Raw genomic sequence first — 26,279 nt, 5'->3', positions numbered from 1 at the left:
AAAGGAACCCCATGAAGAGCAAAATCTCCCCGGCGGTGCTGCGCGGTTCGGCACTGGCCCTCGCGGCAGCCCTCGCCCTCACCGCCTGCGGTGGCGGCGGGAACGACGCCGGCGGCGCAGCACCCGCAGAGGTCAGCGCCGACGACGTCCAGGCGGCCCTCGACAAGGGTGGCGACCTCACCGTCTGGGCCTGGGAGCCCACGCTGGAAAAGGTCGTCGAGGACTTCGAGGCCGAGCACCCGAACGTGAACATCGACCTCGTGAACGCCGGTACCGGCAATGACCAGTACACGGCGCTGCAGAACGCGATCGCCGCCGGCTCGGGCGTGCCCGACGTCGCCCAGGTCGAGTACTACGCGCTCCCCCAGTTCGCCCTCGCCGAGTCCGTCCAGGACCTCAGCGGCTACGGCGCCGGCGACCTGCAGGACACCTTCAGCCCCGGCCCATGGAGCTCCGTCCAGGCGAACGAGGGCATCTACGGCCTCCCCATGGACTCCGGCCCCATGGCCCTGTTCTACAACACCGAGGTCTTCGAGAAGTACGGCGTCGAGGTCCCCACCACGTGGGAGGAGTACGTCGAGGCGGCCCGCACGCTCCACGAGGCGGACCCCAACGTGTACATCGCCAATGACACGGGCGACGCCGGATTCGCCACCAGCCTCATCTGGCAGGCCGGCGGCCAGCCGTACACCGTGGACGGCACCGACGTGAAGGTGAACTTCTCCGACGAGGGTTCCACCAGGTTCGCCGAGACCTGGCAGCAGCTCCTCGACGAGGACCTCCTGGCCCCCATCAGCTCCTGGAGCGACGAGTGGTACCAGGGCCTCGGCACCGGCACCATCGCCACCCTCGCCACCGGCGCCTGGATGCCCGGCAACTTCACCTCCGGCGTCCCCGCGGCCGCCGGCAAGTGGCGTGCGGCACCGCTCCCCCAGTGGGAAGAGGGCGGCACCGCGAGCGCCGAGAACGGCGGCAGCTCGCTCACCATCCCGGCCGCCAGCGAGCAGGGCGCCCTCGCGTACGCCTTCCTCGACTACGCCAACGTGGGCGACGGCGTCCAGACCCGCATCGACGGCGGCGCGTTCCCCGCGACGTCGGCCGCGCTCGAGTCCGAGGAGTTCCTGAACTCGGAGTTCGAGTACTTCGGCGGCCAGAAGGCCAACGAGATCTTCGCCGAGTCCGCGCAGAACGTCTCCGAGGGCTGGTCCTACCTGCCCTTCCAGGTCTACGCGAACAGCATCTTCAACGACACCGTGGGCCAGGCCTACGTCTCGGACACCCCCCTCAAGGACGGGCTGAAGAGCTGGCAGGACGCGAGCATCAAGTACGGCACCGAGCAGGGCTTCACCGTCTCGGAGTAGTACCACCGAACCCGGACCGGGCGGGAGCTCGCGCGCACCCGCCCGGTCCGTTCCACTTCACCGCTGGATCCCGCCGTCGTCGCCCTCGCCCCTGTCCGAGGAGCGCCCGATGACGGCGGGAGGCGCAACCGCGCCCGAACGCCTCGAGAATCACCGTCAAGGAGCACTACCGTGTCGACACCCACTCCCCACCGCTGGCTGCGCTGGCCGTCCGAGCCCGACCGGGCACGCATGGCCTTCGGCGCCGACTACAACCCCGAGCAGTGGCCGCGCGCGACGTGGGACGAGGACGTGCGCCTCATGCGGAAGGCCGGCGTCAACGTGGTGTCGCTGGCGATCTTCTCCTGGGCGCGTCTGCAGCCCGAGCGGGACAGCTGGAACTTCGCGTGGCTCGACGAGGTCATCGACCTCCTGCACGCCAACGGCATCGCCGTCGACCTCGCCACCGCCACCGCTTCCCCGCCGCCGTGGCTCGCCACCGAGCACCCGGAGATCCTCCCCGTGACGCAGGACGGCGGCACCCTCTGGCCCGGCGCGCGCCAGCACTGGCGCCCCACCAGCCCCGTCTTCCGCGAGCACGCGCTGAAGCTCGTGACCGCGATGGCCGAACGGTACAAGGACCACCCCGCGGTCTGCGCCTGGCACATCTCCAACGAGCTCGGCTGCCACAACATCTACGACTACTCCGACGACGCCGCCCGCGCCTTCCGCACCTGGCTCACCGACCGCTACGGCAGCATCGACGCGCTCAACGACGCCTGGGGCACCGACTTCTGGTCCCAGCGCTACACGCGCTTCGAGCAGATCCTGCCCCCGCGCCAGGCCGCCTCGCACCCCAACCCCACGCAGCAGCTGGACTTCAAGCGCTTCTCCTCGGACGCCCTCAAGCAGTACCTGCGCGAGGAGCGAGACATCCTGCGCAGCATCACCCCGGACACCCCCATCACCACCAACTTCATGGTCATGGGCGAGACCAAGGGCATGGACTACGCCGACTGGGCCGCCGAGCTGGACTTCGTCGCCAACGACCACTACTTCGTCCCCGGCCCGCAGGCCGTCGACGAGCTCTCCTTCTCCGCGAACCTCACCGGCAACATCGCCGGCGGCAAGCCGTGGTTCCTCATGGAGCACTCCACCAGCGCCGTGAACTGGCAGCCCGTCAACACCCCGAAGAAGTCCGGCGCCCTGCGCCGCGACTCCCTCACGCACGTGGCCCACGGCGCGGACGCCGTCTGCTACTTCCAGTGGCGGCAGTCCAAGGCCGGCGCCGAGAAGTTCCACTCCGCGATGGTCCCCCACGCCGGTGAGGACAGCCCGATCTTCCGCGACGTCGTCGCCCTCGGCCGCGAACTCGGCGAACTGTCCGCCGTCGTCGGCTCCCTCCGCAGCACTGCCCCCGCCGCGATCCTCTTCGACTGGGACTCCTGGTGGGCCTCCGAGCAGGACTCCCACCCGTCCGACCGCCTGCGCTACAAGCAGGAGGCGCTCGACTGGTACTCAGCGTTCCTCGCCCTCGGCATCCGCGCCGACGTCGTCCCCACCGCGACCGACCTCGCCGGCTACGGCCTCGTCGTCGCGCCCATCCTGCACACCGTCCCGGCCGCGCTGAAGGCGCGCCTCGAGGAGTACGTGGGCAACGGCGGGCACCTCGTGGCGAGCTACTTCAGCGGCATCACCGACGAGAACGACCACATCTGGCTCGGCGGCTACCCGGGAGCCTTCGCGGACCTGCTCGGCGTGCGCATCGACGAGTTCGGCCCCCTGCTCGACGGCGACGAGGTCTCCCTGGACAACGGCACGACGGCGACGCTCTGGGCCGACCGCGTCCTGCCGCGCGCCGACGGCGTCGAGGTCCTCACCCGCTACACGACCGGCGAGCACGCCGGGGATGCGGCCGTCACGCGCAACACCGTCGGCTCCGGCAGCGCCGCCTACGTGGGCGCTCGCCTCGGCGCCGCGGGCCTCGAGCCCGTCCTCGCGGACCTCGCCGCCCGCGCCGGGATCACCAGCGAGCTGCCCGCCGAGCTGCGCGGCGCCGTCGAGCAAGTGCTGCGCACCGGTGACGACGCCGACTATGTCTTCCTCATCAACCGCACCGACGAGCCGGTGGACATCACCGGCGTCGACGGCGACATCCTCGCGGGCGAGGAGTCCAAGCTGGCTCCCCGCTCCGTCGCCGTCCTCACGAGGAAGGTCTCGCGCACCACCTAGGACCACCGCAGTATCCACCCTTGCTGGAAGGAACCCGTTCAATGACGAATCGATCCAGGCGCGCCACTCAGGCCGCAGCCACGGGGGTGGCCGCCGTCCTGGCAGCCGCCTCCCTGATCGGGGGTGCGGCGCAGGCCGCGCCCCCGGCCCCGCCCGCACCGCCGGCCGTTCCGGAGGGCGCGCTGACCCTCACGCCCGACCCCTCCTACCAGGGGGAGGAGTTCGAGGGCTGGGGCACCAGCCTCGTGTGGTTCGCGAACGCGACCGGCGACTACCCCGACGAGATCCGGAACCGCCTCGCGGAGCTGGTGTTCGGGCCCGAGGGCCTGAACCTCAACATCGCCCGGTACAACATCGGCGGCGGCAATGCTCCCGATGTGAAGGACTACCTGCGCCCGGGCGGCGCCGTCGAGGGCTGGTGGAACGCACCCGAGGGCACCACACGCGAGGACACGGACTGGTTCAACCCCGAGGACCCCGCCGACTGGAACCTCGAGGCGGATGCCACGCAGCGCTGGTGGATCGACCGCATCAAACAGGACATCACCCACTGGGAGGCGTTCAGCAACTCGCCGCCCTGGTTCCAGACCGTCAGCGGCTACGTCTCCGGCGGCTTCGACGCCAACAAGGACCAGCTGAGGACCGAGAGCATCGACGACTTCAACTCCTACCTGGTCCGCGTGGTCGAGGAGCTCGAGGACGCCCACGGCATCACCGTGGACACGCTCGACCCGTTCAACGAGCCGAACACCAACTACTGGAGCACCCGCCTCGACGCGAGCGGACAGCCGGTCGGCGGACGCCAGGAGGGCGCGCACATCGGCCCGCAGCTCCAGCAGCAGGTCCTGAAGAACCTCGCCCCGAAGCTCGACGCCGCCAGCACCGATGCGACGATCTCCGCGATGGACGAGACCAACCCCGGCATCTTCGCCACCAACTGGAACAGCTACCCCGCAGACGTCCGCGACCTCGTGGACCAGCTCAACGTGCACACCTACGGCACCGGCCAGCGCACCACCGTGAGGGACATCGCCAAGGGCGAGGACAAGCCCCTGTGGATGAGCGAGGTCGAGGGCTCCTGGGGCAACGGCCAGAGCTTCACCAGCATGGAGCCGGGCCTGGGCATGGCCAAGCGCATCACCGACGACCTCCGCGAGCTCGAGCCCAGTGCCTGGGTGTTCTGGCAGCCCGTCGAGGACTACGACAATATGAAGCCCGGCGGCGAGAGCGCTGCCGGCGCCAACTGGGGCAGCATCCAGATGCCCTTCGACTGCACCGACGCGGACACGCTCGAGAGCTGCCCCATCTACACGAACACCAAGTTCAATACCGTGCGGAACTACACGCATTACATCCAGCCCGGTGACCGCCTGGTGCAGGTGAACGACGACGACACCACCGCCGCCATCACCGGGACCGGTGCCGCCGTGGTCCACATCAACGAGTCCACCGACGCGAAGCCCGTGGTCCTCGACTTCTCGAAGTTCGGGTCCGTCGCACCCGGCGCCACCGTGACCCCCGTGGTCAGTGACGCTGACGGCGCGCTCGTCGAGGGCGCACCGGTCGCGATCGAGAACGGCTCCGCCGTCGTCACCGCGCCCGCCGAGTCCGTCACCACCTTCGTGGTCGACGGCGTCTCCGGCGTCGCGGAGGACGCGGCCGCCCTCCAGGACGGCCACGTGTACCGGCTGCAGGGCGTGCAGAGCGGCAGGTCGATCGAGCCGACCGGCGGCACCGCCGTCATCAGCGCGAGCGACCCCGCGGACGCGAACCAGCTGTTCCGCTTCACGAGCCTCGGCGAGGACGACAGCAACCGCGAGCGCTACTCGATCACCACGCTCGACGGCGCCTCGCAGCTCGCCGACGAGGGCGGCGCCGCCGTCGTCGCTCCCGCAGGGACGAACCCGCGCGCCGCATGGATCGCCTCCACCACCGGCGACGGCACCTACACGTTCGTGAACGCCGAGACCGGCCTGCTGCTCGAAGTGGGCGGCGGGAAGACCACCGAGGGCGCACCCGTGACCCTCTATCTCGCGAACTCCGGCGCCAACCAGCGCTGGACGCTGATCGACGAGACCGTGCTCTCCGTGCAGGACACCACGGCGTTCACCGTCCCCGGCACGGCACCCGTGCTGCCGGAGACCGTCACGCCGGTGTACCGCGACGGCGCACGCGGAGCGATTCCCGTCGAGTGGAAGATCCCGAACGACAACCGCTGGAGGAAGCCCGGCACCGTCAAGGTCAAGGGCACCGCGACCGACGTCACCGGCACGCAGTTCCCCGTAAAACTCACCGTCACCGTGGACACCCTCGTCTCGACGGAACCGGCCCGCGCCAAGGCCGTGGTCAACGGACTGCCCGAACTGCCCGCCACCGTGACCGCTGTCGGCAGCCAGGGCGGCACCGCGGAGCGTCCGGTCACGTGGAACACCCCGGTCGGCTACCCCGCACCCGGCGTCTACGAACTGACCGGCACGGCCGACGCCGGCAACGGCGGCACGCTCCCGGCGACCGTCCGCATCCAGGTCACCGCGGGCACGCTGGACAACGTGGCCGACGACGGCGGCACCACCGCGAGCGCCACGTTCACCGAGCCGGGCTACGGCACGGCAGGTCTGTTCAACGGCGACACCCGCGACAAGGCGTGGTCCAACTGGCGCTCCGGCACCAAGAATACCGCCGACACCCTGACCGTGACACTGCCCGAGGCACAGACCCTCGGGGGCGTCGTCGTGCACTTCTTCCGCGACGGGTCCTCGGACAGCTACGCGCAGACCCTGCAGCTGCAGGTCCAGGGCGCCGACGGTGCGTGGGCCGACGCCGGCGGCCCGGTCAGCGTCCCGGCCGGCTCGCCCGCCCCGGCGGTGACCCTGCCGCTGGACGGCGTTGCGGCGTCGAGCATCCGCGTGGTGATGACGGCCCGCTCGCAGACCCACATGGTGGTCAGCGAGATCGAGGTCCTCGGCGCCGTTCCCGCGGAGTCGTCGGATGCGGACCTCGCCTCCATCAGCGTGGGCGGCACCCCGGTGGCCGGCTTCGATCCCGCGGTTCCCAGCTACTCGGTGCCGTCGCGGGGCAAGGTCCCGTCCGTGTCCGCCGTCCCGGCAGACCCGTACGCGACGGTGTCCGTGACGCAGCCCTCGGGCGCCGGCAGGACCGCCGTGGTCACGGTGACGAGCGAGGACGGGTCGGCAACGAACACCTACCGGGTGGACCTGACGAAGTAGCTTTTCCTGAACAACTCGAACAGCCTGACCGACCGACGGGGCGTCCGCAGCAGCGGGCGCCCCGCCGTCGTTCCGCCCACTCCCGGGACCGTCCGGCAGGCTGCCCGAAGATCCAGTTCACGCCGCCGGAGATACCAAGTAGGCTTACTGTGCCGGGATCGACCAGCGACGACGTCCCTCCAGGACGGGACGCGCCGTCGTTCCGGCAGGTCTCACCGTCCACGACCCTCCGCCGCGCCACCCGGAGCAACCGCACAGCGCAGCGGCACCACTCGCACCACCTGGGAGAACAACCATGACCACTGCAGACACGCCCCGCGCGGGCACCCGCACCAACGTCCAGAAAGCAACACTCGCCGTCGGAGCGGTGTTCCTGCTCGTCGGACTCCTCGGGTTCATCCCGGGCATCACCAGCCAGTACGACCAGCTCAGCTTCGCCGGCCACGAGTCCGGGGCCCTGCTCCTCGGCCTGTTCCAGGTGTCGATCCTGCACAACATCGTCCACCTGCTGTTCGGCGTGGCCGGGATCGCGATGGCCCGCACCATCAGCGGCGCCCGCTCCTACCTGCTGTACGGCGGCATCATCTACCTCGTGCTGTGGATCTACGGCCTGGTCATCGACCAGAACTCCGCCGGCAACTTCGTACCCCTCAACGGTGCGGACAACTGGCTCCACTTCTTCCTCGGCGTCGGCATGATCGCCCTGGCCCTGCTGCTCACCCGCAACACCAAGCGGACCACCGCACGCGCCTGATCCCTCCCGCCTGCATCCCGCAGGACAGGAGCGGCGTCAGCGGGCCCCGGACTCACGCAGTCCGGGGCCCCTGGCGTCCCATCCCACTCCCGATCCCGAAAGGCAGAACCATGGAGTCGCCGCGCAGGTTCGACACGATCACCATCATCTTCAATCCGAACAGCACCGGAGACGCTCCCACGCTCGCCGAGGAGCTGTCCGGCGAACTCGTGCCGGCCCTGCCGGAGACGAAGGTCGTCCTGCAGCCCACGAAGCACGCCGGGCACGCGATCGACCTCGCGCGGGACGCGGCATCGGCCGGCAACGCCCTGATCGTGTCGGTCAGCGGGGACGGCGGCTACAACGAGGTGGTCAACGGGGTGATGTCCAGCGGCAGCGACGACGCCGTCTGCGCGGTCCTGGCCGCCGGCAACGCGAACGACCACAGCCGCGTCACCGGGCGGAAGCCATTGGCGGAAGCCATCATCGAGGGCCAGGTGCGCACGATCGACGTGCTGCGCATCAGCATCGGCTCATCGGACACGGACGCGATGTACGCCCACTCCTACATCGGATTCGGGCTGACCCCCGTCGTGGCGATCGACCTGGAGAAGGGCAGCAAGGGCGCCATCAAGGAGATGTTCTCCGTGGCACGCACCTTCCGCAAGTTCAGGCCCTTCGAGATCCGTCAGAGCGACGGCGAGCGCCGCCCCTTCGACAGCCTGGTGTTCGCGAACATCTCCCAGATGGCCAAGTACGCGACTTTGAGCGAGGCCGGAGACCAGCCCACCGACGGGAAGTTCGAGGTCATCACCTTCCCGCACATGGCCAAGTGGCGGATCCTGCTCACCGCCCTGCGGGCGACGACGCAGGGGCTGGGCGACCAGCCGAGCTTCAGCCGGTACCGGTTCTCGACCCTCAAGCCCCTGCCCTACCAGCTCGACGGCGAGGTGAAGTCCGTCGACGCCGCCACGGACGTCACCATCGAGAGCGTCCCCCGGGCCCTGTCCATCCTCGGCTGACCGGTCGCCGAGGGGCGCTCTACGATCGGCTCAGCGAGGAAGCGGGCCCAGCGAGGCGGGACCGTCGACGGGCTTCGGATCGGGCTCCTTCAGTTCGAAGGAGAAGGCGCGCGTCTCCGTCGCCCCGGTGTTCTCGCCGTAGTGGCCAGGCTCCTGCGTCCGCCCGCAGCACAGCCTAGGGTGGACCGCATGGACCTGACCGCGCAGTTCGAGGCGGAGCGCCCGCGCCTCGTGCGGATCGCCGCCGGCCTCCTCGATGACCGGGCCGAGGGCGAGGACATGGTGCAGCAGGCGTGGCTCCGGTTCCACGGCACCGACACCGTGATCGACAGCGTGCCGGCATGGCTGACGGTCGTGACCACGCGCCTGTGCCTGGACCGCCTGCGCTCCAGGGTCCCCGAGCCGGTGGACGCGGCGCCCGAGCCGGCCTCCGTGCTCGCCCCGGATCCGGCCGAGCAGGTGGTGCAGGCGGCCTCCGTCGGCGTCGCCCTGCGGATGGTCCTCGAACGCCTCTCTCCCGCGGAACGGGTGGCGTTCATCCTCCACGACACCTTCGGCGTCGACTTCCGCACCATCGCGACCGTCCTCTCGGTGTCGTCGGAGGCCGCACGAAAGCTGGCGTCGAGGGCCCGCTCGAAGATCTCGGACCTCGCCCCGGCGGAGACACCGGCCGACTGGGAGGTCGTCGACGCGTTCCTCGCCGCTTCCCGGGGCGGCAGCTTCGCCCGCCTGGTACACCTCCTCGCGCCCGACGTCGTCGTGAGCGCCGACGCCGAGGCGATCGCCGCCGGCACCCCCGTGCGGCTGGAGGGCCGCGAGAGCGTGGCCGCGATGTTCGACGGAGCGGCGAAGGCCGCCTTCCCCGTCTTCGTCCAGGCCCGCCCCGGCGCCGCCTGGTACCACCTCGGCAAGCCGCGGGTCGCGTTCGACTTCACGGTGGCGGACGGCGTGGTCCAAAGCATCACGTTCCGCGCCGACGCGGGCGTCCTGGCCGCGCTCACGCGGCGGGCCGCCGCCGACCGGAGATGATCCGTTCCCCGCGCCGGCGCCGGGCGGTCACATTCGTGCCGCCCCATCCGTCATCAGTACGAGGCCCTCCCGGCCCGCCTCCCATCCACCACACGAGAAGGAATCGCCATGAAGACCATGACCTGCCAGCAGCTCGGCGGCCCCTGCGACCTCGCGCTCCACGGCGAGACGGCGGACGACGTCATCCAGGCCCAGGACCAGCACCTCAAGGACGCGGTCAAGGCCGGCGACACGCAGCACCAGGCGGCCCGCGACGCGATGAAGGGCCGCTGGAGGAACCCGATCAAGGGCCTGGGCTGGTACAACGACACGAAGAAGGCCTTCGCGGCGCTCCCCGAGGCCTGAACCGTCGGGGCACCACGGCGCTCGCACCGGACGTCCGCACGGAGCGGGGAACGACGACGGGGTGCCCGCATCAGCGGGCACCCCGTCATCCATGGGAAGGAGGAGCCGCCTCAGCTGTCGCCGGGCTGGATGCCGCCCTCGATCCAGGGGTAGCCCGTGGCGAGGGGAGCACCGTCGTCGTGCCGGGAGAGCCACTCGACGGCGGCCGCGTGGTAGCGGTGGAAGCCCTTGTAGTCGACGAGCTCGGGGTCCAGGGAGGCGAGCGCCCGGTGCATCCGCTTCGCCCAGTCCGGAGCGTGCTCCACCAGTTCGGCCAGGCTGACGAGGTACGTACGGACCGGGAACACGATGGCGTTGGACCGGGGCAGGCGGTGCAGGGGCTGCAGTTCGATCCGCAGGTACACCATCTCCCCGGCGTTCTCGGGCGTGACCTTCGCCCGGTCCGGCGCCCAGTCCGGGAGCGTCTCCACCGAGGTCTCGAGGCGCGGGTTGACGGTCAGGGACCAGTTGACGCGTCGGACGGGGTGCCCGGGCTTCATCCGGAGCAGGAACTTCAGGGCCCGGTCCAGGATGCCCATCTTGTCCAGCTTGGGCACGGGGCCGTGGAACTCGGCGAAGCTCATGCCCATGTTGAACTGCAGGGAGTAGTCGGCCCGCTGCGTGGTCATGCCGGCGCCGATGACGAGTGTGTTGTCCTTCTCCTCGAGGACCACGAACTCGCCCTGCGCCTGCCGGGTCGCGTACTCCATCGGGTCCATGGGCAGCGTGGCGGGATCACCGAAGGTGAACGAGTCGTCGATCCCGAGGAGCCGGTTCTGCCACCGCCACTCGTTGCCGCTCTTGGTGAGCGTGAAGTGCTCCGGGAAGTCCTTGGCGTACGAGTCGAAGATGAGCTCCAGCAGATCCCACTGCGCCTCCATCATGTGCGGCAGCGCGATGTAGTGGACGCCGGGCATGTCCCGCAGCATCTGGTCGCGGTGGGCGCACTCGGACACGTAGTGCTCGTCGATGTCGAACGCGGACCGCAGGGCGCCCGTACCTGCCGGGACGTGCGGTTCCAGGTTCATCGAGTACGCGTACTCGTCGTCGGGGAACGGGAAGGGGAGGTTGCGGACCGCCTCGCGGGAGTTCCGGAACCGGTACTCACCCTCGGGGGTGTAGGTCTCGTCCGCGGTGAAGCCGGCTGTGCTGGGAATCGCTGTCACGGAGTGCTCCTTAGGCATTGATGACGAGTTTGGTGCAGGTGGCCCGCGAGACGCAGGGCATGATGAGCTTGTTGGTGCAGCGGTCCGATTCGGAGAGCCAGTCGTCCCGGTGGTCGATGGTTCCCTCGACCTCCAGGACCTCGGTCTCGCATTCGCCGCAGGCGCCGCCCCGGCAGAGGTAGGGCAGCTTGTGGCCGGCCTCCTCGACCGCCTCCAGCAGCGATTGCTCGGGGGACACGTCGATCACCGCTCCGGACCGGGCCAGCGTGACGGAGAAGGCGTCGCCGGTGGATCCGAGGTCCTCGAACCGCTCGAAGTGGATGTTCGAGTCGGTCCAGCCGTGGGCGTGGGCCGCCCCGATGACGTCGTCGACCATGCGGGAGGGCCCGCAGACGTAGGCGTGGGTGCCGAGGGGCCGGCCGGCGAGGATCTGGGACGCGTTCAGCCGCGACCCCTCACCTGCGCCGTACAGCCGGACCCTGTCCCCGTAGAGTTCCTGCAGTTCGTGGCCGAAGGCGGCGTGCTCCGGGCCGCGTACGGCCAGATGGAGTTCGAACGAGCCGCCCTTGACGCTCAGCTCGTCGAGCTGCGAGTAGATCGGGGTGACCCCGACGCCACCGGCGATGAAGACGTGGTGCCGGGCGTGCTTGGAGAGGGGGAAGAGGTTGGCCGGGGTGGTGACGGACAGGATGTCGCCCTCGCGGACGTCCCGGTGCATGGCGATCGAACCGCGCCTGCCCTCCTCGACGCGACGGACAGCGATCTGGTACCGGCTCGTGTCGTAGGGCGAACTCATGAGCGAGTAGGCGTTGCGGCGGGTCTCGCCGTCGAACTCGATGAGCACCCTGACGTGGCTGCCGCCCGAGAAGGCCGGGAGCCACGATCCGTCCGGCGCCGAGAAGGTGTACCGGTTGATCTCCGGGGTCACCGCTTCGATGCGGTCGACCTTCAGCCGCAGGGCTCCGTGCTGTGCCTCGCTCATGTGTCCAACTCCTCGTCGTCCGGCAGCTCGCCGGGTACTTCACCGTCTGCTTTCACTCCCTGGAAGGCTGCGAGCCTCCGGGAGTAGTGGTCCCGGACCACCAGGTGGCGCTCGCAGCCGGGGCACCGGAACACCCGCCGGGACACGTTCTCGGAATAGTGGCCGCAGTGCGCGCACCACACCCGCCGCACGAACGAGCCGGCGTGCTCACGCAGCACCTCGTCCTTGTTCATGCCGTACGAGGTGGCGACCTGCATGGACGTGCCGATGAACCCCTCCGAACCGGACAGGTACAGCCGGGTCCCCATGCCCGCCGCCGCGAGGAAGGCATCCAGGCCCCGCACGGCTTCCGCGTTGCTCGGGAACACCCGGAGTTCCCGCACCGGGAACGCCTCGAGCTCCGCCAGGTGGTTCTTGCCCGTGAACGACTCGGTCGAGTACAGGACGGTGGTCGCCGCCAGCTGTGCCGGGTCCATCTCCCCGAGCAGGCGGACCAGCGGTCCTCCGCCGCTGCCCTGGGCGGCGGCGACGTGGTTCGAGCCCGTCGCCATCGGCGTCAGCTCGTCGTAGACGGGGCGGCTCTTGATGCCGGTGATCAGCATGGTCCGGTCACCCCCGGTCCTTCGGCGCGGTCGCCGGGACGGTGACGCGGTCGGCGGACAGTGCTGTGGGCACGGCATCGGCTGCCGGGGCGTCGCCCTTGAGGTACGGCTTCTTCCACGCCATGTAGAGGAGGCCGAGCACGACGACGGTGACGGCGGAGATGAGGACCACGTAGTTGGCGAACCAGCCGTCCTCGGGTGTGCGGGGCCAAGCCATGTTCACCATGCCGAGCACGCCCCAGACGAGGGCCGCGATGTTCACGGGGATGCCCCAGGCACCGAGCTGGAAGGCACCGTTCGGCTTCCAGCCGAGGAGTCGCGCCCGGAGCGAGGCGAGGACCACCATCTGGAACCCCATGTACATGCCCATCGCCGCGAACGAGATGATCACGGTCAGGGCGTCACTGGAGACCTTCGATCCGATGACGATGACGGCGGGTACCAGTCCGGCGAGGAGCAGTGCGTACGGGGGGACATGGCGGGTCTCGCTGAAGGTGCTCAGCAGCTTGCTGGCCGGGAGGATGCCGTCGCGGGCCATCGAGTAGGCCAGGCGCGAGGTGGCGGCCTGCAGGCTCAGCACGCAGGAGAGGAAGGAGACCAGGACGACGGCGAGGACGACCTTGAAGCCGATCGGTCCGAAGGCGGAGAGGAGGATGTTGCCGACGGGGTCCGTGTCGGCGCCGGAGATCACGGCGGCGAAGTCGGGGACGGCGAGGATCAGGGACAGGCAGACGAACATCGCGGCGAAGCCGCCGATGTAGATGGTCATCCTCATGGCCTTGGGGATGGTGCGGCCGGGGTTGGGGACTTCCTCCGCCACGTCGCCGCAGGCTTCGAAGCCGTAGTACTGGAAGATGCCGATGAGGCCCGCGGCAGCGAACGCCACGAAGTAGTTGCTGCCCTCCCCCGCGCCGAAGGACTGGAACAGGACGCCGAGGTCGTGGTGGCGGGCCGTCAGCAGCAGCCAGCTCCCCACGGCCAGTGCGCCGCCGAGTTCGGCCAGGAGGCCGATCATCGCCACGGTGTTCAGGACCCTGGTTCCGCCGAGGTTCAGGACCGTGGCCAGAGCGATGACCACGAGGCCGCAGATGATGACGGAATCGACGGTGTTGGCCATGCCCACGAGGGTGCTGAGGAAGGGCCCCGCCCCGTAGGCGACGCTGGCGATGGTGGTCAGGAGCGCCACCAGGTAGACCCAGCCGTTCATCCAGCCCCACTTGCGGCCCCACAGCCTCCGGGACCAGGGGTAGACCCCGCCGGCCACCGGGTACGCCGCGACGACCTCCCCGAAGACCGTGGCGACGAGGAGCTGTCCGATGCCGACGATCACGAGGGACCAGAACATCGGCGGCCCGGCAACGCCCAGCGACGCCGCGAACAGGGAGTACACGGCGACGACCGGCGACAGGTAGGTGAACCCCAGCGAGACGTTCCCCCAGAACGTCATCTCCCGCTTGAACTGCCTCTCGTAGGAGTAGCCGAGGCTGGCGAGGTGCTCGGCGTCCTGGTCCGCGATCGACCCGCTGGGTGGTTCCGTACTTTCTACACGCATCGGATTCCTTCTCTTCGGGCCCCCTGACGCTCGTGTGAGCTGGACCACGTCGCAAAAACTATAGTTTCAAATGTTTTAAACCGCAATGACCGGTCGATTACCTCCAACTGGCGGCTCTATCCGGCAGGAGCTTGGGAACCACGATGACATAACCTATGTTTCCGTCGGATTTCGTGCGTCCATCGGTCGTTCCGATCCGCGCCCGGCTACAGTTAGTGCTGTCCTTCCACTGCTTGGAGTCCCTTCTTGGCCCCCACCACCGCTTTCCAGGCCCACGTCTACCGGTCTCTGCCGGAGACCGAGCGGTCCGGGGCCATCGTGGACAGGATCTCCAAGGCGATCTCCCTGGGCCTGCTGAAGGTCGGCGAGCGGCTCCCCCCGGAGACGGCCCTGTCGGAGATGTTCGGCGTGGCACCGTCCACCCTCCGGGAAGCACTGTCCGACCTCCGGCAGCAGGGCATCGTCGCCACCCGGCGGGGACGCAGCGGTGGGACGTTCATCCTTCGGCAGCCCTTCACCTCGGAGGAGGCGATGAGGTCATGGTTCCAGGAGACCTCCATCGCCGAGATCCGCGATGTCGGCGACGAGCATGCGGCGATCGCGGCCGCCACGGTGAGGCTCGCCTGCGAACGGGCCGAACCCCACGAGGTGGGCAGGCTCCTGGAACTCGCCCGGGGCCTCGCCCTGTCGGACACACCGGAAGCGCGTGCACGTGCCGACAGCCGGTTCCACATCGAACTGGCGGTCCTGGCCCAGTCCCCGCGGCTGACGAACGCGGAGATCCGGCTGCAGGCCGAGATCGTCCAGGCCCTGTGGGCGCCCCTGCCGTCGACCCGCGATCCGGAGCGGGTCGCGGCCGAGCACCTCGCACTGGCCCGCGCCATCGCGGACGACGCCTCCGAGCACGCCCAGCGACTGGTGCTGGAGCACATCCGGCAGGACATCCATCATCTGGTGGACACCAAACTGTCCCTCGGGTACCCCACGAGCCGGCAGGAGCGCCCATGACCGCCCAAGCCCCTGCCCGGACGGCAGCAGCAGAGATCGCCGCGTGGATGAACGCCCTCGGCGTCGACGTCCATGCCTTCGCCGCACGGACGGCGGCGCTGTGGACCGACCGGACACGGCCCTTCGGCCTGACACCGGGCGACGTCGCACACCTCGAGGGGCTGGCCGGAGAGTTCCTGGCGGCCCACCCCTTCGTCGTCGGAGCGGGAGTGATCTTCTCCGCGGAAGCCATCCAGGGCAACGACGGCGGCCTCGAGTGGTGGATCCGACGCCAGGACACCGTCGAGAAACTGGAGTTCGACCTGACGCCGGGCGGAGAACGGTTCTACGACTACCAGAACATGCCCTTCTTCGCCTCGGCCAGCCGCACCGGTGAACAGACCTCGTGGGGCCCCTACGTCGACTACCTCGGGCTGGACGAATACATCCTCACCCACTCGGCGCCCATCCAGCTGGGCGGGACGTTCGCGGGAGTGGCCGGCTGCGACATCAGGATCCGGACCCTCGAGGAGATCTTCATGCCCGTCCTCCGGGCCATCCCCGGGGACGCCGCGCTGATCAATGCGAGCGGCCGGGTGGTCGTCGGGAACTCGGGTGCGTACCTGGTGGGCGAGAGGATCCGCTCCACGCCGGCCGGCAGCGAGATGACCCCGGTCGAGGTGCCGCATCTCGGCTTCTCACTGCTGAGCCGCCGCCAGGGCGTCCCGCCTGACCGGGCGCAGGACCGGACGTCCGCTACATTGGCTGACAGCGACCTACCCCAAGGAGAACACTCATGAAGGTCCTCATCACCGGCGCCCACGGAAAAGTGGGCCGAGCCGTGACGCAGGCGATGATCGCCGCCGGCCACGAGGTCAGGACCACCGACCTGACGCGCCCCGGGTACGAACGGAAGCCCGAGGGCACGCCGAAGTACATGATGGCGGACCTCACCGACGCCGGCCAGGCCTACGCCGTCGTCCACGGGGCGGAGGCCGTGGTGCACGTCGCCGCGATCCCCGAGCCGACCGGCCACCCGCCGCACGTCGTCTTCCAGACCAACCTCATGGCCACCTTCAACGTGCTCGAGGCGGCCATCCGGTTCGGCGTGAAGCGGTTCGTCTACATCTCGAGCGAGACCGTGCCCGGATTCTTCTTCCCGGAGCGGGACTTCCTGCCGGACTATGCTCCCGTCGACGAGGAGCACCCGATCCACCCGCAGGACCCGTACGCCCTCTCCAAGCACTTCGGCGAGCAGCTGATGGACGCCGCCGTCGCGCGGTCGGACATCCGCTGCATCTCCATCCGACCCTGCTGGGTGCAGTACGAGGGCAACTACGAGACCAACCTCGGCCCCCAGGTCCGTGACGCCTCGGTGCTGAGCCCGAACCTGTGGAGCTACATCGACGCCTACGACCTCGCCGACGCCATCGTGCTCGCGACCGGGTCCGACCTGCCCGGCCACGAGGTCTTCTACATCGCGTCGCCGGACAACGTCGGCGGGCACGACTTCGCCGAGTCGCTCGCGAAGTACTACGGCGACGCCATCGAGCTGCGCGAACTGGACCGGAAGGACGCCTCGGGCATCTCCAGTGCGAAGGCGCAGAGGATGCTCGGCTGGGTTCCGAAGCGGTCCTGGCGTGACTACCTCGACACGGACGGTAAGGCGCTCGCCACCTAGGGCGCCGGTACCGCGCGCCCGAGCCGCCTCCCGGTGATGCATCGCATGCGACGCCGACACCAACCCGCCGTCCGCACACACCGGTGCCTGCCCGCAAGTGCTTCCAGCTCCTGTGCTGCGATTTCCCAGGCTCGTGCACGAGGGTGAGACTGAAGTGCAACGACGCGACGGGAGACATCATGAGTGCGGACCATTTGGAACGGGTTGTCGCAGCAGTGCGATCCAGCAGTCCCGCCACCGGCGCGCATCCCGTCGTGGATCCGTTCCCGCCGGCTGAGCTCCAGGTCGCCGTCGCCTCGGCGGTCAGCAGCGGGGAGTCACTGGCCGTCGTCGCCGCCGTGGCCGACCTGCCGGCGCTCGCTGTTTTGGACGCCGTCGACGCGCTCCAGCCGGGCAGCACCTGACGCCGCTACGACCCGACGGGACGGCAGCAGCCGAATTAGCACACGCCCATGTGACGTTATTTCTTGCACTCCTGGTTAGGAGAACCTAACCTGAGGTCGTGCCCCTCGATGATCGCCCCACCACGCCACTGCTCTCCGTCTCTGAGCTGGCCATCTCCTACGGGAGCCGGCGCGTCGTCGAGGCCGTCTCCTTCGACCTGGAGCCCGGCACGGTCACCGCGCTCATCGGCCCCAACGGCAGCGGCAAGTCCACCCTCCTGCGCACCATCGCACGGCTGCACGCACCCGACGCCGGGGCGGTGACCCTCGAGGACGGCGCCGACCTCCTCGCACTCTCCCCCAAGGCGTTCGCGCGCACCATCACCCTGCTCGCCCAGAGCCGCCCCGTCCCCGGCGGCCTCACCGTCCGGGAGGTCGTCACCTTCGGCCGCCACCCGCACCGCAGCCGCTGGACCGGGCAGGACCCCCGGGGCACCGCGGCCGTCGAGAAAGCCCTCGCGCTCACCCGCACCGCCGAACTCGCCGAACGCCCCGTGGCCGCGCTCTCCGGCGGTCAGATCCAGCGCGTCTGGCTGGCGAGCTGCCTCGCCCAGGACACCGGGGTGCTGCTCCTCGACGAACCCACCACCTACCTCGACCTGCGCTACCAGGTGGAGATCCTCGATGTGGTCCGCGACCTGGCGACCGACCACGGCGTGACCGTCGGCGTCGTCCTCCACGACCTCGACCAGGCCGCAGCCATCGCGGACCACGTGGTGCTGCTCGAGAACGGTGCCGTGATGGCGCGGGGCACCCCCGTGGACGTCCTCACCGCCGAGAACCTGTCCCGTGCCTACGGCGTCCGTGTGGACGTCACCGTCCGCGACGGCGCGGTGCACACGCGCGCCGTCGGACGGCACAACACACCGAGCACCGCCGCCCTCTCCGCTTCCTGATCCCCCACGGCGCAGCCCGCGCCACCGAGAGAAATGAAACCGATGACACAACCGAAGATCCTCGCTGCCCTCGCAGCGGTGGCCCTGCTCTCCCTGACCGCCTGCGGCACCACCGAGGAGGCCGCCGGCAGCGCCCCCTCCGAGGACGCGGCGGCGGGGGAGGCCATCACGGTCACCGACGCCCGCGGCAAGGAGATCACCCTCGACGGCCCGGCCGAGCGCGTGGTCGCGACGGAGTGGAACGCCATGGAGAACCTCGTGGCCCTCGGCGTCATGCCGGTCGGCGCCGCGGACGTCGAGGGCTACGCCCAGTGGGTCAGCGCCGAGGCGCTGGACGACACCGTGACCGACGTCGGAGTGCGCGGCGAGCCCAGCATCGACACCCTCGTGTCCCTCACGCCCGACGTCGTCATCGTGACCGACCAGCTCGTCGAGGGCGCGATCGAACAGATCGAGAAGACCGTCCCCGTCGTCGTGATCCCCGGCGGCGACGCCACCGACAACATCGGCCAGATGTTCGAGAACCTCGACCTGATCGCCACGGTCACCGGTACCGAGGACCAGGCCGCCGAGCTGAAGTCCTCGTTCGAGGCCAAGGTCGCCGAGGGCAAGGCCGCCATCGAGGACGCCGGCGCCGCAGGCACCCCCGTCGCCTTCTCCGACGCCTACACCGACGCCGGCAGCGTCTCGATCCGCCCCTTCACCGAGAGCTCGCTCGTGGGCAGCGTGTTCGGGCAGCTCGGACTGGCCGGCGCCTGGACCCTCGAGGGGGATCCCGCCTACGGACTCGCGCAGACCGACGTCGAAGGCCTCACCGCGCTGCCCGAGGACACCGACTTCTGGTACATCGCCAACGACGCCTTCGGCGATCCCTACCAGGACGAGCTCGCGGACAACGCGGTGTGGAAGTCCCTGCCGTTCGTCGAGGCCGGGAACGTGACGCGCTTCCCCGACGCCCTGTGGACCTTCGGTGGCCCCAGCTCCATGGAGCAGTTCGTGGACGCGGCGGTCGAGGCCGCCACCGCCCAGGCCGCGGAGTAGCCCCCGTGCCGCCGGCGATCCTGACCAGGCCAGCTCCACTCCCGGACCGGGCCGACGCTCCGCGTCCCGGAGTGCGCCTGGTCCTCGCCGGCGGCCTCCTCGCGGCAGCCACCGTGATCCTCGCCCTCGTGCACCTCACGCAGGGCACCTCGAGCGTCGGTGCCGCGGACATCCTCGGCCTGCTCCCGGGACACGACGACGGCACCACCGGTGCCGTCGTCGCCGCGAGCCGCATCCCCCGCCTGGCTGCGGGCCTGCTCGTCGGGGCGGCCCTCGGCGCGGCGGGAGCCGTCCTGCAGTCCGTCTCGCGCAATGCCCTCGCCTCCCCCGACACCCTGGCGGTGAACGCCGGCGCGCACCTGGCGATCGTCTCGGTCGCCGCCCTCGGCCTGCAGGTGCCGCTGCTCGGGTCCGTGGGCGTCGCGTTCCTCGGGGGCCTCGGTGCGGCCGCCCTGGTCCTGGCGCTCTCCGGCGCCGGGCAGTCCTCCAGCGTCCGCCTGGTCCTGGCCGGTTCCGCCATCGCCCTCGCATTCCATGCCCTGACCAGCACCCTCCTGCTGCTCTTCTCGCAGGAGACGCGCGGTCTCTTCGCCTGGGGCGCCGGATCACTCGGCCAGAGCGGCCTCGAGAAGTTCACGCTGCTCGCCCCGCTGGCCGGGGCCGCCCTCCTCGTCCTGCTCCTGAAGTCCCGATCCCTGGACCTGCTGACCCTCGGCGACGACCAGGCCCGCGTGCTGGGCATCAACGTGCGCGGCACGCAGGTCCTCGCGGTTATCCTCGCCGTCCTCCTCTCGGCAGCGGCCGTGACCGTCGCCGGGCCCATCGGCTTTGTGGGACTCGCGGCCCCCGCCGTCGTACGGCTCGCCGCCCCGCACGTCCCCGGCCTCCACCGGCACATCGTGCTGATCCCCGCGGCCGCGGTCCTCGGTGTCTTCCTCGTCCTCGGGGCCGACGTGCTGCTGCGCGCGGCCGTGGGTCCCGAGAGCGCCGTCGAGGTACCCACGGGCGTCGTCACGACGATCTTCGGGGCCCTCTTCCTCGTCGCCCTCGCCCATCGGATGCGTTCCGACGGCCCCACGCGTGAGGCCCGCTCCGTCTCGCTGCGCACCATCGGGACAGCGCGCAGCACGGCCGTCCTCGTGGTCCTCGCGGTCCTGTTCGTCGCCGTCGCCGTCGCCGGCCTGCTGCTGGGAGACGCCAAACTGCTCCTCGGCGACATCGTGAACTGGGGAACCGGCCAGGCCGGCCCGGTGGTGTCCAGCGTGATGGACAGCAGGGCGCCCCGCGTCGGTGCCGCCCTGCTCGCCGGCGCGTCCCTGGCACTCGCCGGCACCGCCATCCAGGCCGTGACCCGGAATCCGCTCGCGGAACCCGCCATCATCGGCGTCTCCGGCGGCGCGGGCGTGGGAGCCGTCCTCGTCATCACGTTCGTGCCGCTGGCCGGATTCTGGACCGTCGGAGCGGCCGCGGGCGTCGGTGCCGCCGTCGTCTCGCTGATCGTGTTCGGGCTGTCCTTCCGCGGCGGCATGCAGGCGGACCGGCTGGTCCTCATCGGCATCGGCGTCTCCGCGGCGGCCACCGCCGTCATCACGCTGCTGATCGTCCTCACCGATCCGTGGAACGAGTCGAAGGCGCTGACCTGGCTGTCGGGGTCCACCTACGGCCGGTCGCTGCAGCACCTCGTCCCCCTGGTCGTGGCCCTGCTGATCGGCCTGCCCGTCATCGCCGTCCACCACCGCACGCAGGACCTGCTGGCGCTCGACGAGGACACGCCGCGCCTGCTCGGCCTGAGGGTGCCGCGGGCCAGGGTGATCCTGCTGGCAGCGGCGGTGCTGCTCACGGCGTCGTCCGTGGCGGGGATCGGCGTGATCGGCTTCGTGGGCCTCGTCGCGCCGCATGCCGCGCGCGCCCTCGTGGGTGCCTCCCACCGGCTGATCATCCCGACGGCGATGCTCCTCGGGGCGGTCCTCGTGTGCCTCGGGGACCTCATCGGACGGACAGCGATCGCCCCCGCACAGCTGCCGGCGGGTCTCCTCACCGCGCTGCTGGGGGCACCGTACTTCGTCCACCTGCTGTTCCGGAGCCGTTCCGGCCGGTAGGAACCGCATCCGATGCGGACGCTCCCTGTCCGGAAGTCCGTGCTGTCCGATCCCCGACGGAGCAGAATCGGCGCATGACACTGCGCTGGTACTCCACCGTCCTCGAATCGACCGACCACCGCGCCCTCGCACGCTGGTGGGCGGAAGCCCTCGGGTGGGAGGTACTGATCGAGACCGACGACGAAGCCGTGCTCGTACCGCCGTGGGCCCGCGAGCTCGGTGCGAAGCTGTCGTTCGAGCAGGTGCCGCCGGGCCTCGTGTTCGTACCGGTGACGCACGAGAAGCAGGGGAAGAACCGGCTTCACCTCGACTTCGCGCCGCACACCGGCCAGGACCGCGCCGCCGAGATCGAGCGGCTACTCGCCCTCGGGGCGCGGCGCACCGACGTCGGGCAGGGTCCGGAGGTGAGCTGGGAGGTCCTCGCCGACCCCGACGGCAACGAGTTCTGCATCCTGTCGTCGCGGGAGTACTGAGGCTAGAGCTCGATGCGCTCCGTCTCGATGACCTCCTTGCGCACCTCGCCGCCGACGGTCTCGTCGTGCGTGCGCACCTCGCGGCGGACCCGGACGCGTTCGATCGGGACGACGTCCATCTCGACGCGCGGCTTCTCCTCGTAGAGGACCACCTCGGTGGTGTCACCGTTGAAGGCGGTCTCGACGGCCGAATAGAGGCGCTCGCGCTCGGCGTCGGTGAAGGAGCCCTCGCCGTCGTCGTAGAACGGCTTCCCGTCCCGGACGGGCACGCGCTCGACGACGAGTTCCTCGCGCCGGATCTGCACGGTCATGGTGACGTCCTCGGTGACCACGCGCTTGACGATGCGTACGCGCTCCGTCTCGCGGATCTCCGTACCGACGCGGAGCTGCTCCTCCGAGCGCGTCATGGCGTAGTCACCCTCGGTCCGGGAGGACCGCAGCGGCGCCGGGGCGGCGTCGGCGGCCCGGTCCGTCGTGATGCCGGTGGCCCGGTCCGTCGCGACGTCGTCGTCCTTCGCGGGCATCAGCCCGTAGTACCGGAGCAGATTCTGTTCCTCCTCGGGGCTGAGGTGGCCGTCCTGCGACATCTTCGGGGAGTCGTAGACCGTCGCGTGCGGATAGGGCAGACGGATGTCCCGGCCGGCGCGCGTGGCTCCCTGCAGCGGGGCGAAGGACTCGGGGTTGCCCATGGTGTGCGTGGCGATGGTGACCCAGCTGGGCTCTCCCGTGACGTCGTCGACATAGAGCTGACCCATGGGGCCGAGCACCGCTCCGTCCTCGCTCAGCACGTTGGCGCCCGCGTTCATGGATTCCTTCATCTGTTCAAGCGTGATCATGACGGCCCTTTCGAGGAGGTTTGCTCTCCTCACCGTAGGTCGCAGGCGGAGCGATAGCAAGCATGCTTACTACCGACGTGCCCGATGGAGCGGCGCGCCGGCCGCTCCGGAATCGGCCGATACGGATCTATCCTTTCCCCATGCCACTCCTGCCGAGGTCCTTCCGCGCGGCGCGCGTCTCCGACGAATCGCACCGCGTCACCACCTTCGAGCTCTTCTTCGACCTCGTCTTCGTGTTCGCCTTCACGCAGGTCACCGGCTTCATGGCGCACGAGCACTCCTTCCCCGGCATCCTCCAGGGCATGATCATCCTCGGCATGCTGTGGTGGTCCTGGGTCTGCTACTCGTGGCTCGCGAACCAGACGCACGTGGACGAGGGCATCATGCGCCTCGGCCTGTCCGCCGTGATGGTGGCCATGTTCATCGCAGCCCTCGCCATCCCTGAGGCCTTCACCGACCTCGAGGGCGGCCTCAGCGGACCGCTCGTCCTGGCCCTGTCATACGTCGTCGTGCGCGTCCTGCACCTGGTGCTGTACGCGTACGCGGCGATGGAGGACAAGCCGCTCCAGCGCCAGGTCGCCAGGACGTCGGTCGCGATGGCGTCGGGATGCACGCTCATCGTCACGGGCGCACTGATCGGCGGGCCGTCCCAGACGTGGTTCTGGCTCGCGGGGCTGGCCCTCGACGTCGCCCTGACCTATCTCACCACCGCGCGCGGCGACTGGCGGGTGCACTCCGCGGCGCACTGGACGGAACGCTACGGCCTCGTGGTGATCCTCGCCCTCGGCGAGTCCATCGTGGCCATCGGCGTGGGGGCCTCCGCGGAACCCGTCAGCGTGCCCATCCTGCTCGGGGCCCTCGCCGGCGTCGGCCTGTCCATCTGCCTGTGGTGGCTCCACTTCGACGTCACCGCCATCGCGGCCGAACACCGCTTCGCGGCACTGCGCGGCGGTGCACGCGCCTCTGCCGCCGTCGATGCCTACACCTACCTGCACCTGCCGCTCGTCGCGGGCATCGTGCTGTCCGCGCTCGGCGTCGAGGACGTCCTCGCGCACGTCGAGGAGACGGAGGGCTTCGGCGCCCTCGGCGCGTTCGCCCTCTTCGGCGGCACGGCCCTCTATCTGCTGGGCAGCGCCTCCTTCTGGCGGCGCGTGGGCGGCGGCTGGAAGAAGTGGCGGCTCGGCGGTGCCGCGGCGCTGCTCCTGCTCCTGCCGGTCGCCGCGCAGCTCGCCCCCCTCGCGGCGCTGGCACTCGCTGCCGGAGTGGCAGCCGTGCTCGTCGCGGTGGAGAGCTCCCTGTACGCCGAGACGCGCCATCGGGTCCGCGCGAGGTAGGAGCCCGGCGGGCCCGGACCCGCTGTCCGCTGCCTAGGCGTCGTGCCGGAGCGAGTAGGCGGAGCTGGGCAGCGCGCCGACGCTCCAGTCCGCGTGCGAGGACGGCGTGGCCGAGGGTGCGTCGGCGCCGACCAGTCGGAGGAGGTGCCGCACCAGCAGGACGACAAGGGCGATGGCGAGGAGGATCAGGAGGAGAGTCATGCCTCGATCCTGATCCTGTCGCACCCGGAAAAAGAGTGGCAGGAAGGACCTCTAGCGCTCAAAAGCTGCCATACTGCTGGCATCCTCACCACGGTCGCCGTGATCGTCCTGCCGGACCTGTCCCTCTTCGAGTTCGGGGTGGTCTGCGAGGTGTTCGGCATCGACCGGTCCGACCTCGGCGTCGGCCTCCCCGCCTTCGACTTCCGCGTCTGCACACCGGCTCCCGGGATGGTGCGGACGACGTCCGGCGTCGCCCTCCGCGTCGATTCCGACCTCACGGGGGTGGACGACGCCGACCTCGTCATCATGGCGCCGTTCCCGTCCCGGAACCCGGTGCCCGACGCCGTCCTCGACGCCCTCCGCGCCGCCCACCGCCGCGGCGCCCGCATCTTCTCCGTGTGCTCGGGCGCCTTCGCCCTCGCCGAGGCGGGCCTGCTGGACGGCCGCTGCGCGACGACGCACTGGCGCTACACCAGCAGCCTCGCCGAGGCCTATCCGCGCACGCGCGTCGACGAGAACGTCCTCTACGTGGAGGACGGCACCATCCTCACGAGCGCCGGCACCGCGGCGGGCATCGACGCGAGCCTGCACCTCGTCCGGCAGGAGTTCGGGCCGAAGGCGGCGACGGCGATCGCCCGCGGCATGGTGGTCCCGCCGCACCGCGAGGGGGGCCAGGCCCAGTTCATCGAACGGCCCATCCCCACCGAGTGCGGGGCCTCGATGGAGGAACTCCTCCTCTGGCTCGCGGACCACCTGGACCAGGACATCTCCGTGGGGGCGCTGGCGCAGCGCCTGCACATGAGCGAGCGCACGTTCGCGCGCCGCTTCCGGGCGGAGACGGGGACCACGCCCGTCGCGTGGCTCACGGGCCAGCGGCTCCTGCGCGCGCAGTCCCTGCTCGAGGGCACCCGCCTGACCGTCGACGCCGTCGCCCGCGCGTCGGGGTTCGGTCAGGCCGTCCTGCTGCGGCACCACTTCCAGAAGGCCCTCGGGTTGAGTCCGGCGGCCTACCGCAGGACGTTCCGGGGCTCCGACAGGGACTGTGACCTCGACCTGCACGAACTCGAGGAGCAGTTCGGCGCGCACGCCCTCAGCCGGTGAGCACCCGGATGACCAGGAACACCACGGGCAGGTAGAGCACCCCGGCCACCGTCTGCAGCGTGATGGTGGAGGCCATCAGGCGTGCGTCACCGCCCAGGGCCCGCGCCATGACGTAGGCGGAGGACGCCGTGGGCAGGGAGAGGAAGAGGATCACGGTCGCCGCGGGCTGACCGGTGAGCCCCAGCAGCAGGCACCCGGCGATCCCGAGCCCCGGCAGCACCGTGAACTTCACCACGGTGGCGAGGGCCACGGCCCCGAGGTTCCGTCCCATGCTCCGGAGTTCGAGCGCCGCTCCCACGCACAGGAGTCCCAGCGGCAGGGACGCACTGCCCAGGGTCCGCAGGAAGCCGCCGACCCCCGGCGGGAGGCCGACGCCGGTGGCGTTCAGCAGGATCCCGATGCCGCAGCCGAGGATCAGCGGGTTGGTGGCGATGCTCCTGATCGTGCCGCCCACCGTCAGCCGCTCCGCCCCGTAGCGCGCGAAGGCGAGTGTGCAGAGGACGTTGACGAGCGGGACGAGGACGGTGTTCGCGATGGCGGCGAGCGCGACGCCGTCGGACCCGAACAGGGCGAGGGCGATCGAGAGACCGAGGTAGTTGTTGAAACGGATGCTGCCCTGCAGCACGGAGGTGAAGGCCGGGCCGTCGAGGTCCAGCCGGCGCTGGGCGACGACGAGCCCCAGGGCCGTCAGGACCACCGGCCCGGCGAGGACCGGCGCCATCAGGGCGATCGGCAGGCCCGCGAGGTCCGCGGTCGCCGTGCCGCTGATGAACAGTGCCGGCAGCAGGATGAAGTAGCACAGGCGCTCCGCCGGAGGCCAGAACGCCGGCGCCAGGAAGGCGCGCGAGCGGAGCGCGTAGCCGAGGGCGATCAGGCCGATCACCGGGCCGAGCGCCACGACGGTCTGCGCGATCACCG

24 protein-coding genes are annotated in these 26,279 nt (G+C 70.3%); 17 read left to right on the top strand and 7 right to left on the bottom strand.

Annotated elements, in window-relative coordinates; translation table 11 throughout:
• The first annotated feature begins 11 nt into the window (after positions 1 to 11).
• The 7 genes from ACX80L_RS08320 to ACX80L_RS08290 all read left to right on the top strand — a co-directional run bounded on the left by ACX80L_RS08320 (position 12) and on the right by ACX80L_RS08290 (position 9,928).
• Positions 12 to 1,361, top strand: coding sequence for an ABC transporter substrate-binding protein (locus ACX80L_RS08320; RefSeq protein ID WP_208739474.1), 1,350 nt, complete (start codon positions 12 to 14; stop codon positions 1,359 to 1,361).
• 171 nt (positions 1,362 to 1,532) lie between these two features.
• Complete coding sequence (locus tag ACX80L_RS08315; protein ID WP_459288963.1) at positions 1,533 to 3,572, top strand: beta-galactosidase; 2,040 nt, start codon at positions 1,533 to 1,535, stop codon at positions 3,570 to 3,572.
• A 41-nt stretch (positions 3,573 to 3,613) separates the two neighbouring features.
• Positions 3,614 to 6,799, top strand: coding sequence for a glycoside hydrolase (locus tag ACX80L_RS08310; RefSeq protein ID WP_459288961.1), 3,186 nt, complete (start codon positions 3,614 to 3,616; stop codon positions 6,797 to 6,799).
• A 295-nt stretch (positions 6,800 to 7,094) separates the two neighbouring features.
• Complete coding sequence (locus ACX80L_RS08305) at positions 7,095 to 7,553, top strand: DUF4383 domain-containing protein (RefSeq protein WP_459288959.1); 459 nt, start codon at positions 7,095 to 7,097, stop codon at positions 7,551 to 7,553.
• A 110-nt stretch (positions 7,554 to 7,663) separates the two neighbouring features.
• Positions 7,664 to 8,554, top strand: coding sequence for a diacylglycerol/lipid kinase family protein (locus ACX80L_RS08300; RefSeq protein ID WP_459288957.1), 891 nt, complete (start codon positions 7,664 to 7,666; stop codon positions 8,552 to 8,554).
• A gap of 189 nt (positions 8,555 to 8,743) precedes the next feature.
• On the top strand, positions 8,744 to 9,583 hold the full coding sequence (locus ACX80L_RS08295) for a sigma-70 family RNA polymerase sigma factor (RefSeq protein ID WP_459288955.1): 840 nt from the start codon (positions 8,744 to 8,746) through the stop codon (positions 9,581 to 9,583).
• 108 nt (positions 9,584 to 9,691) lie between these two features.
• Positions 9,692 to 9,928 (top strand): hypothetical protein, encoded by a 237-nt coding sequence (locus ACX80L_RS08290; protein WP_133080152.1) that lies wholly within the window; start codon positions 9,692 to 9,694, stop codon positions 9,926 to 9,928.
• 110 nt (positions 9,929 to 10,038) lie between these two features.
• Here ACX80L_RS08290 and ACX80L_RS08285 read toward each other — a convergent pair whose 3' ends face one another.
• Genes ACX80L_RS08285 through ACX80L_RS08270 form a run of 4 tightly spaced genes read right to left on the bottom strand, consistent with a single transcriptional unit; the run spans position 10,039 to position 14,269 of the window.
• Positions 10,039 to 11,133: a heme-dependent oxidative N-demethylase family protein gene (locus ACX80L_RS08285; protein WP_459268372.1), complete on the bottom strand. Its 1,095-nt coding sequence runs from the start codon at positions 11,131 to 11,133 to the stop codon at positions 10,039 to 10,041.
• Positions 11,134 to 11,143: 10 nt separating this feature from the next.
• Positions 11,144 to 12,115: a PDR/VanB family oxidoreductase gene (locus tag ACX80L_RS08280; protein ID WP_459288953.1), complete on the bottom strand. Its 972-nt coding sequence runs from the start codon at positions 12,113 to 12,115 to the stop codon at positions 11,144 to 11,146.
• Positions 12,112 to 12,717 carry a dimethylamine monooxygenase subunit DmmA family protein gene (locus tag ACX80L_RS08275; RefSeq protein WP_459268374.1) on the bottom strand — a complete coding sequence of 202 codons (606 nt, stop codon included), beginning with the start codon at positions 12,715 to 12,717 and terminating at the stop codon, positions 12,112 to 12,114. Before ACX80L_RS08275 ends, ACX80L_RS08280 begins: the two co-directional genes overlap by 4 nt.
• A 7-nt stretch (positions 12,718 to 12,724) precedes the next feature.
• Positions 12,725 to 14,269: an APC family permease gene (locus tag ACX80L_RS08270; RefSeq protein WP_459288951.1), complete on the bottom strand. Its 1,545-nt coding sequence runs from the start codon at positions 14,267 to 14,269 to the stop codon at positions 12,725 to 12,727.
• Positions 14,270 to 14,515: 246 nt separating this feature from the next.
• Here ACX80L_RS08270 and ACX80L_RS08265 point away from each other — a divergent pair, with 246 nt between their 5' ends.
• The 8 genes from ACX80L_RS08265 (at position 14,516) to ACX80L_RS08230 (ending at position 21,889) form a co-directional block, all read left to right on the top strand.
• A complete protein-coding gene (locus ACX80L_RS08265; protein ID WP_459288950.1) occupies positions 14,516 to 15,277 on the top strand; it encodes a FadR/GntR family transcriptional regulator in 762 nt (253 codons plus the stop codon).
• A complete protein-coding gene (locus ACX80L_RS08260) occupies positions 15,274 to 16,056 on the top strand; it encodes a cache domain-containing protein (protein WP_459268375.1) in 783 nt (260 codons plus the stop codon). Before ACX80L_RS08265 ends, ACX80L_RS08260 begins: the two co-directional genes overlap by 4 nt.
• The gene (locus tag ACX80L_RS08255; RefSeq protein ID WP_459288948.1) at positions 16,053 to 16,937 is read left to right on the top strand and encodes an NAD-dependent epimerase/dehydratase family protein; all 885 of its coding nucleotides are present in this window, start codon (positions 16,053 to 16,055) and stop codon (positions 16,935 to 16,937) included. The genes ACX80L_RS08260 and ACX80L_RS08255 overlap by 4 nt, the downstream gene beginning before the upstream one ends.
• Before the next feature lie 179 nt (positions 16,938 to 17,116).
• Positions 17,117 to 17,341 (top strand): hypothetical protein, encoded by a 225-nt coding sequence (locus ACX80L_RS08250; protein ID WP_133080144.1) that lies wholly within the window; start codon positions 17,117 to 17,119, stop codon positions 17,339 to 17,341.
• Between the two features lie 98 nt (positions 17,342 to 17,439).
• Positions 17,440 to 18,276 (top strand): ABC transporter ATP-binding protein, encoded by an 837-nt coding sequence (locus tag ACX80L_RS08245; protein WP_459288946.1) that lies wholly within the window; start codon positions 17,440 to 17,442, stop codon positions 18,274 to 18,276.
• Between the two features lie 42 nt (positions 18,277 to 18,318).
• Entirely contained in the window at positions 18,319 to 19,317 is a 999-nt protein-coding gene (locus tag ACX80L_RS08240; protein ID WP_459288944.1) for an ABC transporter substrate-binding protein, read from the top strand.
• Entirely contained in the window at positions 19,236 to 21,416 is a 2,181-nt protein-coding gene (locus tag ACX80L_RS08235) for an iron ABC transporter permease (protein ID WP_459288942.1), read from the top strand. The genes ACX80L_RS08240 and ACX80L_RS08235 overlap by 82 nt, the downstream gene beginning before the upstream one ends.
• Before the next feature lie 74 nt (positions 21,417 to 21,490).
• Entirely contained in the window at positions 21,491 to 21,889 is a 399-nt protein-coding gene (locus tag ACX80L_RS08230) for a VOC family protein (RefSeq protein ID WP_459288940.1), read from the top strand.
• Between the two features lie 2 nt (positions 21,890 to 21,891).
• Here the strand turns inward: ACX80L_RS08230 and ACX80L_RS08225 are convergent, their stop codons facing one another.
• Entirely contained in the window at positions 21,892 to 22,725 is an 834-nt protein-coding gene (locus ACX80L_RS08225) for a YsnF/AvaK domain-containing protein (protein WP_459288938.1), read from the bottom strand.
• A 140-nt stretch (positions 22,726 to 22,865) separates the two neighbouring features.
• Between ACX80L_RS08225 and ACX80L_RS08220 the strand changes: the two genes are divergently transcribed.
• Positions 22,866 to 24,059 (top strand): low temperature requirement protein A, encoded by a 1,194-nt coding sequence (locus ACX80L_RS08220; protein WP_459288936.1) that lies wholly within the window; start codon positions 22,866 to 22,868, stop codon positions 24,057 to 24,059.
• 33 nt (positions 24,060 to 24,092) lie between these two features.
• On the opposite strand, the gene ACX80L_RS08215 is transcribed toward ACX80L_RS08220, so the two are convergent.
• Complete coding sequence (locus ACX80L_RS08215) at positions 24,093 to 24,260, bottom strand: hypothetical protein (RefSeq protein WP_208740197.1); 168 nt, start codon at positions 24,258 to 24,260, stop codon at positions 24,093 to 24,095.
• A gap of 81 nt (positions 24,261 to 24,341) precedes the next feature.
• Here ACX80L_RS08215 and ACX80L_RS08210 point away from each other — a divergent pair, with 81 nt between their 5' ends.
• On the top strand, positions 24,342 to 25,361 hold the full coding sequence (locus ACX80L_RS08210) for a GlxA family transcriptional regulator (RefSeq protein WP_459289340.1): 1,020 nt from the start codon (positions 24,342 to 24,344) through the stop codon (positions 25,359 to 25,361).
• Here ACX80L_RS08210 and ACX80L_RS08205 read toward each other — a convergent pair.
• Positions 25,351 to 26,277, bottom strand: a complete 927-nt coding sequence (locus ACX80L_RS08205) for an AEC family transporter (RefSeq protein ID WP_459288934.1) — start codon at positions 26,275 to 26,277, stop codon at positions 25,351 to 25,353. The genes ACX80L_RS08210 and ACX80L_RS08205 overlap by 11 nt on opposite strands.
• Positions 26,278 to 26,279 lie beyond the last annotated feature (2 nt).

This window comes from Arthrobacter sp. MDT1-48-3 (genome assembly GCF_054511015.1).
Note: the sequence above shows the minus strand (reverse complement) of the source record. Positions and strands in the feature narration are given on the sequence as shown.